We start from the raw sequence: 12,277 nt of genomic DNA on the forward strand, positions 1-12,277 counted from the left end.
TCAATTTAATTTACGCTTTCTGTTAATTAATTTTTAAATTAAAAATATTACTATTTAAGCATATTCTCTAAAAATATAAAATTATGCCAGAGGAGGATGAAAGTGTATTTATAGCTGAGGGTCAAAGTTTAAATGTAGATGAACAGCAGAAAAAGGATATTTTAGATGTGATTGAATCTTGCAGCAGCTTTCGGGAGACTATAAAACAATTGGAGAAAAAAAACTTAATCTGGTATTTTATTGGTCCTTTACGTAAAGATGAAAACATTACAGGACAGATAAATTTAAAGTGGGAAAAGGAGTTCCAAAAATTTGAGCAATCAATAGACGCAATGCATAAAGAACTTAAGTCGTCTCTGCCTAGTCAAAATTTCTTAGCGTATTCAACAAAAGATAATGACTTCAAAATTAGATTTGAAAATGAAGAAAAACCAATAGAAATTAGCAATATTTTAAGGGCCAGCAGTGAAGGTAAGGTTTATAACATATCTTTAGGGAAAGATAGTCAAATAACTGCGACCAAAAAAGGCAGCGAAAGGCACTATGATTTTACTGGTTCAAGCTCATGTGAAATGACCATTAACTGGCAGGCTAAGGACTCTGAAGGTAATAACATAGACTGCAGCATGACTGTAAAATTGGATTCTGGTGGTATACAAAGTGTCATTGGTGAGCCAAAATTTGGTGATTTAAAGTTCACAGATCCATTACCAAAGGAGACAAAAGACGAAATATTAAAATTAGTTAAGCAAAACAAAGAAGTTTTTATCAATAGACCTGCTGCGAATCAAGCGATAAAAAAAAGGAAAGGAGGGTGAATAAAATCAAGGTTAACTAAAAGGCGTGCTTAAGATTTACAATACCAACAATAATATTGAACCTCAAGTTATATTTTTTCTGAAAATTGCGATAAACATTCGACATAATCTTAAATATCTTTATCTCTCGGATCTTATTTTCTACTCTCATTCTAAATGATGCTAACCTTCTATTATGCTCTTTCTGCTCTGGAGTTAATGGCTTTTTACGATACTTTTTATATGGAATTATAACATTGCTTTGCAATTTTTGCCAACCTTGATATCCAGAATCAGCATGTTTTATGCTATCAAGTGGTAAATATTTTTCTTGTTTCCTTATGCGAAAATCACTAATTCTACCACGGTATGACTTTGACACTGATAAAATTCTTCCTCCTTCTTCGATAATAATCTCAGTTTTCATAGTGTTGGTTCTTTTTTTTCCTGAATATGATTTCTTCCGTTTTTTACTATCTTCTGGCCTCTGTATTTGCTGTTCTGTAACATCAGCCAAAATCTTCAGTATTTTTTCTGGCGTCATACTTCTATCTTTTGTTATAGTCACTTTTTTGGCGAGTAATGGCTCTATTCTCTTAAGTAACCTACATACATTTGCGTTGTGCACATTGAATAGGCATCCTAAAAATCTATGTGTTATGTAAGTGCGATAGTACAAAATTACGCAAAACAACTTATCTTCCAGAGTTGGTAGTTTTGATCTTCTACCATGACACTTTTTCTGTTTTTCAAGTTTTTTCCATCCAGACCTCACTTTTTCTACTACTTTTTCGAACTCCTCTATACTTAAACCTGTTATATTACGAAAGTTTCTTGGGTGTTTTTTCATATTATAGTAACTAAAGCTCATTTTTTTTCCTTACTTGATCTGCTTATTCTTCTTCTACCCCTCTCACATCATTTTTTCAATCACCTTTTGCAGCAGGTCTTAGGCTCTGTGGACAAAAAATATGAAAAGAGAGAAAAAGATGGTAGTTTAGCCTAATAGGTAAAAAATGGAGAAACTACCATATGCAATATTACATCAAAGAGGAAAATTGGAAACAAATTTTAGAGTTCATAAAAAGCGTAAAAGGAATGCACAGCAAAGATGAAAAACGTTTAAGAATATTCATAGAGGCAGTGTGGTACATAGTGCGAAGTGGTTGCCAATGGAGACTTTTACCAAAAACTTATGGTAATTACAGGAGTATACATAAGCGATTTAAAAGATGGTGTGAAAGAGATGTCTGGAAAAAATTGCTTGAATATACTAAACAAGAGCCTGATTTAGAAGTTGCTATAATCGACGGTACGATCATCCGAGCCCATCCATGTTCATCTGGATATACAAAAAACTCCAAGGATCAAGAAGCTTTAGGGAGGAGCAAAGGTGGCTTTACAACTAAAATACATGCGCTTGTCGATGCACTTGGAAATCCACTTAAATTTACTCTGACTCCTGGTCAAAGAAATGAAATTACGCAGGCACAAGTGTTGACCGAAAGTATCTATAACTCTACTGTAGTAGCTGACAAGGGCTACGATAGCAATGCCTTTGTTACAAGTCTTGAAGACAAGGGATGTACAGTAGTTATTCCGCCAAAACGGAATCGAAAAGTGCAAAGGTATTACGATGAGCATATCTACAAAGAACGTCATTTGATTGAGTGTTTTTTTGGTAAAATTAAAAATTTTAGGCGCATTTTTTCCAGATTTGATAAAACTGCTTAGGTTTTTATTGGTTTTCTCAATTTTGTTGGAGCTCTTGTATGGCTTCTCTAAAATTTTGTCCACAGAGCCTAGCTATAGAGAAATTAACTGATATTATCAGACACTTTAAGGGTGAACAATTAACTCAGCCAGTAATTTTTAAATATAGTGATGCACCCAAAGAAAAAAGATTGGTTCCCGATATGAAGGATATTAAAGGCCAAGTTGTTGCAAAAAGAGCAGCTGAAATTGCAGCAGCAGGTGGGCATAATATGCTTCTTGTTGGCCCTCCTGGTACTGGAAAGTCAATGCTTGCTAAACGCTTTATAGGGTTGCTGCCTGATTTGACCGAACAGGAGATGATTGATGTTAATATTATTTCCAGCATAACAAAAACTGGTAATGAAATATTCAAAGTAACTCGCCCCTTTCGTGAACCTCATCACTCATGTTCCATGCCAGCAATGATAGGAGGAGGAAAGAATGCAAAACCCGGAGAAATTACCATGGCTCACAATCGCGTGTTATTTCTTGATGAGTTACCTGAATTTCCAAGACTCGTGCTTGATTCTCTGCGCCAACCACTTGAAGATAGAAAAGTTACCGTTGCAAGGGCGAACGCTCACATTACTTATCCAGCCAATTTTCAACTTATAGCTGCAATGAACCCCTGCAGGTGCGGTTATCTAGGTGATGCAAGCAGATCGTGCAACAAAGCTCCAAAGTGTGGCACAGATTACAAAAACAAAATATCAGGACCATTGCTTGATAGAATAGACATATGCATTGAAATGCCAAACGTCAGCATACTCTCTCCTGAAATCTCTGTGGAGGGAGAAAGTACCAAGATTATAAGAGAAAGAGTAATAACAGCGAGAAAAATTCAAACTGAGCGTTATAGTAAATTGAATGTTCGTTGTAACGCAGAAGTGAGCGGTGAAGCATTTAATAAATTTACTGAACCAGATCAGGCAGGGTTAGAATTGCTAAAATACGTACTGAAAGAAAATTATATTTCCAATCGGGGCTACACACGTGTATTAAAAGTTGCAAGAACCATTGCAGATCTTGCAAAAAATGAAGAAGTAAAAAGAGCACACATTGCTGAAGCGCTGAATTATAGGATAAGGGTATATTAAAAAATTAGTTTACTTGACAGATAATTTGTTTCATTGTATACTGCCCTTAATGAAATTTTAACATTCTATTTAAGGAGTAGAGTTATGGCATTAACAAAATATAATTACGAACAAGAACATAGTGTTTTTCGCGCTATTTCAGAGGGATACACACAAGCTGGTAATGAACACTGGGGAGTTACAGGTGCTGCTGGTGGGTTTGGTCAGTATATTAAGGATAATAAGTTAAGAACAGCATTATTTCCGCTTGCAGTTGCAAGTATTGTCTTTACAGCAATGCATATGAAAGCAGGCTTTGTTAGTGCAGCAGAAGCTTCTGGGTTTCTTGCTAAGACTGCCAGTTACTTTGTTGGAACAAATCAAGCAATAGCTGCTTCATTACCTGGATTTATCGGAACAGGTGTTGCAGGTGCCATAATGGCAATTGCTGCAGCTGCTGTTCTTTATGGAACATATCAAGTTGCCTCAAAATTAAAAGATGTTGCGTTTGAAGCATGTAAAGGAAAAGAAAAAGGAGAAGCTATATAATAACTTCAACAAAACAAGAAGGGATAGTCTCTGTCCCTTTTTGTAAACATTTTCTATTTTTTGCATCGGTTAAGTGATGTCATTTAAGAATCTAGTTATTATAATTAACGGCACTTATTAGTATAAATGTTAAGAATAAGTAAATCCCGTTTACTGTTTACGCCTATAGAAGTGAAAAGTATTTGCATATTATTAAAAAAGCGGTAACTTATTATCAAGTGAATTCGCTAAATTTGAGTAATTTAAATGTCTATTGATCTTAGTCTGCCGGAGTTACCTATATTACACCCAAGGATTACCGTTGTGGGAGTGGGTGGTGCTGGTGGAAATGCTGTGAATAACATGATCCAATCTAATTTGCAAGGAGTGAATTTTGTTGTCGCAAATACCGATGCTCAAGCACTAGAAAAGTCGTTATGTGATAAAAAAATTCAGCTTGGCATTAATTTAACTAAGGGGCTTGGTGCTGGTGCTTTGCCTGATGTTGGCAAAGGTGCAGCAGAAGAGTCAATTGATGAGATTATGGAGCATATAAAAGATAGTCATATGCTTTTCATCACAGCAGGAATGGGCGGCGGTACTGGAACCGGTGCAGCACCGGTAATTGCAAAAGCAGCCAGAGAAGCAAGAGCCGCAGTTAAGGATAGAGCGCCAAAAGAAAAAAAGATATTGACTGTTGGAGTTGTAACTAAACCGTTCGGTTTTGAAGGTGTGCGCCGCATGCGCATTGCAGAACTTGGACTTGAAGAACTGCAAAAATACGTGGATACACTTATTGTCATTCCAAATCAGAATTTATTTAGAATTGCAAATGAAAAAACTACATTTTCTGATGCATTTAAACTTGCTGATAATGTTCTGCACATTGGCATCAGAGGAGTAACTGACTTGATGGTTATGCCAGGGCTTATTAATCTTGACTTCGCTGATATAGAAACAGTAATGAGCGAGATGGGCAAAGCGATGATCGGCACCGGAGAGGCAGAAGGAGAAGATAGAGCAATTAGTGCTGCGGAAGCTGCAATATCCAATCCATTGCTTGATAATGTATCAATGAAAGGTGCGCAAGGAATATTAATTAACATTACTGGTGGCGGAGATATGACTCTGTTTGAAGTTGATGCTGCAGCCAATAGAGTGCGTGAAGAAGTAGATGAAAATGCAAATATAATATTTGGTGCTACTTTTGATCAAGCGATGGAGGGAAGAGTTAGAGTTTCTGTTCTTGCAACTGGCATTGATGGTCGCAATAATAAATCAGAAACTTCACCTATAAGTCAGAGCGAAGACTCAGAGAAAGAGAAATTTAAGTGGCCATATAGTCAAAGTGAAAGTACGCAAGACAAAACACTGGAAACAAAACCAGCTGAACAGGTAAGCGAAGGAGCTAAGTGGGGCAGCAATATCTATGATATACCAGCTTACTTAAGAAGAAAAAAATAATGCAATTTTGGCTACTCAAGTCAGAGCCAAGTGAATACTCATGGCAAAAAATGGAAAAGGAGCAGGTAGTTGAGTGGGATGGTGTGCGCAATTATCAAGCTCAAAATTACATGAAAATTATGAAAGCAAGCGATCTTGCGTTTTTTTATCATACAGGTAAAGAGAAAGCAATAATTGGAATCGTTGAAGTATTTAAAGAGTATTATCATGTTAATGATCCCAAGTTCGGATTAGTGAATGTAAAATTTTTGAAACTTTTAAATAACCAAGTAACGTTAAATAATATAAAACAAAACCCACTTTTGAAAAATATGGCTATATTAAAACAACCACGTTTATCAATTGCCCCAGTTTCGGAAATTGAATGGAATGAAATAATAAGGATGAGTGATGTGTAATACCTGTCATTTCAGTTCCTAAATGATGTCATCTCAGCACGCAACGCACAGCTGTATGAATATTTGTCTCGAAGGCAGTGCATTAAACGTTATAGCCGATTTTGCATCAAACACAAAGGTGTCATTCCAGTGCTTGACACTGGAATCCAGCCTTAATGCAACCACATTAAAGCCGTTGTGTTTTAATATAAGATTAGCTACTTTTATATTCACTAACTTGATGTCTAATCAAAATTCCTGGATCCCAGTGTCTAGGCACTGGGATGACATCCTTCTAGTGTACAATATTCGTACAGTTGTGTACATGACACAAGGGTCTATAACTCTTCTTTTTTGGATTCCAGTGTCAGCTATTTGCATGACACCCTTACTGATGTGTCACTCATGTTAGAAGTAAATATTCTTGACAAGAAATGGTGCAGCATTATAGAAAATCCTAAAAATTTTGTATTAGGTATCATCAATGCTTCTCTAAAAGAATTAAAAATAGACCACTATAAACCAAATATATCAATAGCTCTGGCTGATGATGACTTGCTACATCAACTTAATTTAAAATTTAGAGAAATGGATAAGCCAACTAACGTACTATCATTTCCGTATGAACAATTGTCTAATGAGTGCGATTTAGGAGACATAGCAATTTCAATAGACACAATAAAAAGAGAATCGCATGAGTATTGTATACCCATTCTTGCTCACATTGCACACATATTAGTGCATGGATTACTGCATTTACTTGGTTATGATCACCAAAAAAAAGATGAAGAAATTATAATGAAAAATCTAGAAAGAGAGATTTTAGCTTCGCTTGGCTACAATATGTGTGCGATTTAAAAGGAATTTAATAAAAATATAGTAGATGATAATAAAATATGTTATCTACAAAGGGTTTTAGCTATAAACAATAAAAGGTAAGTGATATGGTTCAGTTTTCTTTGCCAAAGAATTCTAAAATTAATCAAAAGGGCAAAATTTATCCTATTCCTGCTAGAGTAAAAAACATCAGAAGATTTCAAATTTACCGTTGGTCTGCTGATGACGAGAAAAACCCTAGAATAGACACATTTTTTATTGATATGGATAGTTGTGGCCCTATGGTACTTGATGTATTAATAAAAATAAAGGATGAAATAGATTCGACTTTAACTTTCAGACGTTCTTGTAGAGAAGGCATATGTGGATCTTGTGCCATGAATATTGACGGAACCAATACTCTTGCATGTACTAGATCTATACACGATATAAAAGGTGACGTAAAAATATATCCATTACCTCACATGTATGTGATAAAGGACCTAGTCTCGGACTTGAGCCAATTTTATGAGCAATACAAATCAATTAAACCTTGGTTACAAGCAGATAAGCCTGCCCTACCAAATAAAGAATACTCTCAATCTCCTAAAGATAGAAAAAAATTAGATGGCTTGTCCGACTGTATATTATGTGCTTGCTGTTCAACTGGTTGTCCAAGCTACTGGTGGAATAGTGATAAATTTTTAGGACCAGCAATACTATTACAAGCCTACAGATGGATTGCTGACAGCCGTGATAATAAGACAGGTGAAAGACTTGATGTTTTAAACGACCCATTCAAGTTGTATCGTTGTCATACAATAATGAATTGCACAAAAACTTGTCCTAAAGGACTTAATCCAGCAAGAGCAATAGCGAAAGTAAAACAGCTCATGGTAGAGAGAGAAGGAGTTTAAGTATCATCTTTTGCATTCTTCGTAAGAGAACAGCAAACCTTCCGAAGCGTAGGGTATTGTTAATACCCTGAACGCTTTTCCGTTTGTGAAGTGCATCGTATCATCGTACGATTCAAATAATTTTTTGAACAACTCATGTCTTTGGTTACTAATAGTTTGAAAATCCTCTTTTTCTAAAAGCTTTTTAGATTCGAAGAGGTAAAGCATAACTTCGTGATAAGTTGGGTAAGATGCCAAAAATTTTGGGTCAAATTGAAAGGTTTTTATAAAAGCATTATTATAAAATTTTAGCTTTTGATTCTTACTATATATTACTATAGCAACCGGTAACCTCTCAAGCAAATTTTTCTGTGTAGCTAAATAACTGTTTAATTCAGTATATAATTTCTCTGCATCACTAACATCTTTCCCATACATTACTATGCTACCAGAACCTTGTATTGGAATTTTAACAAAATCGAAAACCTTAGGTTCGTTCTTATAAGTTATGACATGTCTTCCTGGTTTTGTGCTATGAGCGCTACCGGTAATAGCAAATTTCTTAGAACCATCTACATATTTATCATAAAACAAGTTATAAAATTCCACCTTTCTACTCTTGTTATATCTTAGTATTGGAAATGGTAAAGAGTTGAAAACGTTTTTATAGCTCTCCACTTCCTGTGTAAGCTTACTATTTTCTAACTCAAGTCCGTTAGCCTTTATCTTACAGTCTGAGACATTCCTTATCCATAACAGCACACCTATCACATTGTTAGAATCATCTATTATGCTTCTACCGTAACATATGCAATAAACCTCACTGTCTTTTGACTTTAAATCTAGAGTAAAAGATTTATTTATTTCCTTTGCCTCAACAAAATTTTTGATTAAGCTTTTTGATTGCTCAAAAAAATTCACAAACTCATTAAATGAGTAAAAAACAGTATTAAGCAAAATTAGTAAATTGGGAGAGAACTTTTCTATACGTTTTTTTGCATCCCAAATATAAAACCCATCATTCACAGTATCAATTAAATTATTTATGATAACATTTTGATGCTGTAAGTTCTTAATCTTATTACTAATTTTTAATTTAGAATAAGAGAGAAAGAATAATATTAGAATCAATATTAAAACCACTTCATACAAAAAAAACATAGCACTTTTAAAACAAATGTAAAAATTTGTAACCGCTCAGAATTATGCTGAAGAGGTATATAAGTAAAGATTGCCTAACATTTGAAAGCCCAATCTCTTATAAAGGTTCACAGAAGATTTCATACAATGTGCTACTATATATTTGCATTCAATCTGTTTAGCTATCTTTATTCTTTCTAAAACCATTTGGGTACCTATTCCACGATTCCTGTAAATTGGTAAAACTCCATCACTATAAAAACCAGCTACGCTGTCTTGAACATAAAGACCGCATGTCCCAATAATTTCATTATTTAGTGTTACAAGAAAAAATCTTAATCTTGAGTTCTTATCATCATAATTTGATAATCCGCGAAAAAATGTGCTGACAATTCCAACGCCATGATAAAAAATTTTAGAAGTGTGTAGATCTAACTGTTCTAAGAGGTTGCTACCATTCACAGCATTTAACCTCAAGTTTGGAATAACATCAGCAGGTAAAAAGTAATTTTTCATATTAAGTAAAGCTTTTTTTGGTGTGCTAACGTGTTTTATTTCACACTTTTCTAAAATATCTCTTATTTTCATATGTGAATTTATTACCCATGTTGCTTCTATATCTCTTGTTCTGAGATAATCTAGAGTTTTTTGTATAGAAAGCTCGGTACATTGATCTCCACAGAACACAAAATTAAATAATGACTCCCTGGTACCATTTATTGTAAATATGATGTTATCAAATTCATCGTGTACTTCCCACTCAGATAAATTCGCTGTGTACAGTATATAATCCTTTAGATTTTGAACAATTAAGCTTGAATAATAAATTTTTTTATCCTGCATACACCAACAATAAACAATAAAAGGCTCCTATAAGAACACAGGCTAAAATTGCAGCTATAACGTCATCTAGCATAATACCTAAAGGACCTTTGGTATTTTTATCGATTAAATTTATAGGCCACGTTTTTATTATATCAAAAAACCTAAAAGAAAAAAAGCACAACAACAATGAAGAACAATTCATCTCTTGGCTTAACAATATCGAAACTAAAAGTATCGTCAGCAATTGACCAACCACTTCGTCAATTACTACCTCTTTTGGATCACATGAAGTCTTGTAATGTTTTATATAATTACCTGTAGACCATAATCCAATTAAGAATAAAAAAGAAATAATTGCTGCACCTAAAATTTTGTTGCTCAGGATTACAGGAACAAGCGGAAAAGAAGCCAAACTACCTACAGTACCTGGCATTTTTTTTACTGTTCCAGACAGCCACCACGTTGATATTAATTTATATAAAAATTTCACAATATATCCAAATACAAAATTAACTTATAAGAACAGAAATAGTATCCTCTATAGAGGCGCTTTCATACAATAATCTATAGACCGCTTCACATATAGGCATTTTTATCTTTAGCTTTCCTGCTAAATTAAATATGGACTCAGCAGTGCTAAAACCTTCAATCACTGACTTGCCTTCTGACAAAATCTGCTGAACATTAAAGCCATTGTCACTATTACCTATTTTAAACCCAAAAGATAAGTTTCTTGAATTCAAGGATGTGCATGTCATAATTAGGTCACCCAGACATGCTGGCCCAAGTAGTGTATTTATATCCACACTACCGTCACCAATTTTTGCTGAGTATAAAGCCTTAATTTCGCTCATACTTTTCGTAATCAATGCTGCATGAGCATTAAACCCAAGTTTACTACCTAGAACAATCCCACACGCTATAGCAAAAACGTTCTTTAACGCTGCACAAATCTGTACTCCTATAATGTCGTTACTAAACTCCAATTTAACATTTTCTTGTTGCAGCTCTGATACTAGCTTTGAACCTAATGTGTTATTTTGGCATGCAAGAACCATTGAATAGGGTAATTTTCTTGCAACTTCTACAGCAAAGCTAGGACCTGAAAAAATAGCAATAGGATTGTTAGGTAAAATTTCATTTACTATTTCACTAGGTAATTTTAATGTAGACTTTTCTATTCCCTTACAAGCTAAAATTATTGCTACATCTTTTTTCAGATTACAATTATGCAATTGCTGACATACCTTCCTCAGAGACTGAGTGGGAACAGCGAGGATTGTTACTGAAGCATTAATTGTGTCTTCAATAGCCAATTTTACTGACACATTATCAGAAATTCGACAACCGGGTAGCTTGTCACTTTCTCTTTTCCCGTTGATTGATTCAAATGTAGTTTCATTGCGAGTCCACAAAATCACATCTTTCTTACTACCTAATGAAATTGCGATTGCTGTACCCCATGCACCAGCACCTAAAATTGATATTGCCACACAATATTCCTGAAAATATTACTTATACTTTAAAATAGTAGGATAAGTAAATTAAAAATATAACACAGACATATAGAATAGTTAAATATTTATTAACCGAAGTATTCTTTTAATAATAGTAACTTTAATTCAATATTTACTAAAAATATTATTACTATCATGGTATGTCTATTATATTTTAGATCTATTTATATAACTTTGGAACAATATATTTACTATTAATTAATAAGTGTAATTTTGATCATTTGTTAATAAAAATTTGATTTATTACTTTCCTTAGTTATATATATTACTAAAATTATAAATTATTTATGGGGTGTAAAATATGCGTATATTATTAATTGAAGATGATCAAGTAAGTGCAAAGACTGTGGTTAACGCCTTAACTTCTGATGGACATTTCTGTGACGTTGTTACTTCTGCACAAGATTATAACAATAATATGGTTTCCTCAAACGGAGATTACTATGACCTAGTTATTTTAGATATACACTTGCCTGGTGATATTGACGGATATGATATATTGCTAAGACTAAGAAGTGCAAAAATCAAAGTTCCTGTCTTAATACTTTCATGTATATCCGCTGTCAATCACAAAGCTAAAGGACTCGGGTATGGTGCCGATGATTACTTAACCAAACCATTTCATAAAAGTGAGTTATTAGCTCGAATTAAGGCCATAGTGCGTCGTACTAAAGGCCATCCTGAATCGGTGATAAAGATTGGTAATATAAATATCAATTTTGATCACAGGCTTGTTGAGGTGAAAGGTAAAACGGTTCACCTTACTAATAAAGAGTATTCTATGATAGAATTGCTAGCACTGCGTAAAGGAACAGTATTAACAAAAGAAATGTTCTTAAATCATCTTTACAATGGCTTAGATGAACCTTCAGATAACAAGATAGTTGATGTTTTTATGTGCAAATTACGTAAGAAACTTGAAAGTGCAAATGATGGAAAAAGCTACATAGAAACCGTTTGGGGCAGAGGGTATGTTCTGAAAGAGTATATTGATGATGATGAATATTCTAATGTTAATGTAGGCGAAAGTAGTGATGGCTATCAAGCAGAACAAGTGAAGGACAACGCATGAAATGCCTACACATT

Annotated in this window: 12 protein-coding genes and 2 pseudogenes; 9 read left to right on the forward strand and 5 right to left on the reverse strand. The window is 34.1% G+C overall.

Translation table 11 applies throughout. The features are described from left to right. Positions 1 to 83 precede the first annotated feature (83 nt). Positions 84 to 791, forward strand: a pseudogene (locus OPR60_RS02955) (hypothetical protein); the annotation flags it as partial. A 43-nt stretch (positions 792 to 834) separates the two neighbouring features. Here OPR60_RS02955 and OPR60_RS02960 read toward each other — a convergent pair. Continuing rightward, a complete protein-coding gene (locus OPR60_RS02960; RefSeq protein WP_406829678.1) occupies positions 835 to 1,647 on the reverse strand; it encodes a transposase family protein in 813 nt (270 codons plus the stop codon). A gap of 182 nt (positions 1,648 to 1,829) precedes the next feature. Here OPR60_RS02960 and OPR60_RS02965 point away from each other — a divergent pair, with 182 nt between their 5' ends. From OPR60_RS02965 to OPR60_RS03000, 7 genes and pseudogenes are all read left to right on the forward strand, one after another. Next, entirely contained in the window at positions 1,830 to 2,531 is a 702-nt protein-coding gene (locus tag OPR60_RS02965) for an IS5 family transposase (protein WP_265039835.1), read from the forward strand. Between the two features lie 68 nt (positions 2,532 to 2,599). Beyond that, positions 2,600 to 3,649 (forward strand): annotated as a pseudogene (locus OPR60_RS02970) (YifB family Mg chelatase-like AAA ATPase); the annotation flags it as partial. An 84-nt stretch (positions 3,650 to 3,733) separates the two neighbouring features. Then, positions 3,734 to 4,177 carry a hypothetical protein gene (locus OPR60_RS02975; RefSeq protein WP_265040006.1) on the forward strand — a complete coding sequence of 148 codons (444 nt, stop codon included), beginning with the start codon at positions 3,734 to 3,736 and terminating at the stop codon, positions 4,175 to 4,177. Between the two features lie 246 nt (positions 4,178 to 4,423). Continuing rightward, a complete protein-coding gene (ftsZ, locus tag OPR60_RS02980) occupies positions 4,424 to 5,620 on the forward strand; it encodes a cell division protein FtsZ (RefSeq protein WP_010962790.1) in 1,197 nt (398 codons plus the stop codon). Next, entirely contained in the window at positions 5,620 to 6,018 is a 399-nt protein-coding gene (locus OPR60_RS02985; protein ID WP_065094695.1) for an EVE domain-containing protein, read from the forward strand. Before ftsZ ends, OPR60_RS02985 begins: the two co-directional genes overlap by 1 nt. Before the next feature lie 384 nt (positions 6,019 to 6,402). Beyond that, on the forward strand, positions 6,403 to 6,855 hold the full coding sequence (gene ybeY, locus OPR60_RS02995) for an rRNA maturation RNase YbeY (protein WP_265040007.1): 453 nt from the start codon (positions 6,403 to 6,405) through the stop codon (positions 6,853 to 6,855). Positions 6,856 to 6,941: 86 nt separating this feature from the next. Continuing rightward, positions 6,942 to 7,730: a succinate dehydrogenase iron-sulfur subunit gene (locus tag OPR60_RS03000; protein WP_265040008.1), complete on the forward strand. Its 789-nt coding sequence runs from the start codon at positions 6,942 to 6,944 to the stop codon at positions 7,728 to 7,730. A gap of 3 nt (positions 7,731 to 7,733) precedes the next feature. On the opposite strand, the gene OPR60_RS03005 is transcribed toward OPR60_RS03000, so the two are convergent. The 4 genes from OPR60_RS03005 to OPR60_RS03020 are packed head-to-tail and all read right to left on the reverse strand — an operon-like array spanning position 7,734 to position 11,167. Further along, entirely contained in the window at positions 7,734 to 8,870 is a 1,137-nt protein-coding gene (locus OPR60_RS03005; RefSeq protein WP_065094692.1) for a transcriptional regulator, read from the reverse strand. Between the two features lie 42 nt (positions 8,871 to 8,912). Beyond that, on the reverse strand, positions 8,913 to 9,692 hold the full coding sequence (locus tag OPR60_RS03010; RefSeq protein ID WP_265040009.1) for a GNAT family N-acetyltransferase: 780 nt from the start codon (positions 9,690 to 9,692) through the stop codon (positions 8,913 to 8,915). Further along, positions 9,682 to 10,164: a phosphatidylglycerophosphatase A family protein gene (locus OPR60_RS03015; protein WP_006279290.1), complete on the reverse strand. Its 483-nt coding sequence runs from the start codon at positions 10,162 to 10,164 to the stop codon at positions 9,682 to 9,684. The genes OPR60_RS03010 and OPR60_RS03015 overlap by 11 nt, the downstream gene beginning before the upstream one ends. Positions 10,165 to 10,183: 19 nt before the next feature. Continuing rightward, positions 10,184 to 11,167, reverse strand: a complete 984-nt coding sequence (locus OPR60_RS03020) for an NAD(P)H-dependent glycerol-3-phosphate dehydrogenase (RefSeq protein ID WP_006280098.1) — start codon at positions 11,165 to 11,167, stop codon at positions 10,184 to 10,186. Positions 11,168 to 11,492: 325 nt separating this feature from the next. Here OPR60_RS03020 and OPR60_RS03025 point away from each other — a divergent pair, with 325 nt between their 5' ends. Next, the gene (locus OPR60_RS03025) at positions 11,493 to 12,263 is read left to right on the forward strand and encodes a response regulator transcription factor (RefSeq protein ID WP_265040011.1); all 771 of its coding nucleotides are present in this window, start codon (positions 11,493 to 11,495) and stop codon (positions 12,261 to 12,263) included. Positions 12,264 to 12,277 lie beyond the last annotated feature (14 nt).

It is taken from the genome of Wolbachia endosymbiont (group A) of Trypoxylon clavicerum, from assembly GCF_947251665.1.
Taxonomy (GTDB): Bacteria; Pseudomonadota; Alphaproteobacteria; order Rickettsiales; family Anaplasmataceae; genus Wolbachia; species Wolbachia pipientis.

What these genes read in the sequence shown, in the direction of transcription:
- OPR60_RS02960 (WP_406829678.1), bottom strand. Translation starts at nt 1,647, where the DNA reads ATGAAAAAACACCCAAGAAACTTTCGTAATATAACAGGTTTAAGTATA.
- OPR60_RS03025 (WP_265040011.1), top strand. Translation starts at nt 11,493, where the DNA reads ATGCGTATATTATTAATTGAAGATGATCAAGTAAGTGCAAAGACTGTG.
- OPR60_RS03005 (WP_065094692.1), bottom strand. Translation starts at nt 8,870, where the DNA reads ATGTTTTTTTTGTATGAAGTGGTTTTAATATTGATTCTAATATTATTC.
- ftsZ (WP_010962790.1), top strand. Translation starts at nt 4,424, where the DNA reads ATGTCTATTGATCTTAGTCTGCCGGAGTTACCTATATTACACCCAAGG.
- OPR60_RS02965 (WP_265039835.1), top strand. Translation starts at nt 1,830, where the DNA reads ATGCAATATTACATCAAAGAGGAAAATTGGAAACAAATTTTAGAGTTC.
- OPR60_RS02975 (WP_265040006.1), top strand. Translation starts at nt 3,734, where the DNA reads ATGGCATTAACAAAATATAATTACGAACAAGAACATAGTGTTTTTCGC.
- OPR60_RS02985 (WP_065094695.1), top strand. Translation starts at nt 5,620, where the DNA reads ATGCAATTTTGGCTACTCAAGTCAGAGCCAAGTGAATACTCATGGCAA.
- OPR60_RS03010 (WP_265040009.1), bottom strand. Translation starts at nt 9,692, where the DNA reads ATGCAGGATAAAAAAATTTATTATTCAAGCTTAATTGTTCAAAATCTA.
- ybeY (WP_265040007.1), top strand. Translation starts at nt 6,403, where the DNA reads ATGTTAGAAGTAAATATTCTTGACAAGAAATGGTGCAGCATTATAGAA.
- OPR60_RS03000 (WP_265040008.1), top strand. Translation starts at nt 6,942, where the DNA reads ATGGTTCAGTTTTCTTTGCCAAAGAATTCTAAAATTAATCAAAAGGGC.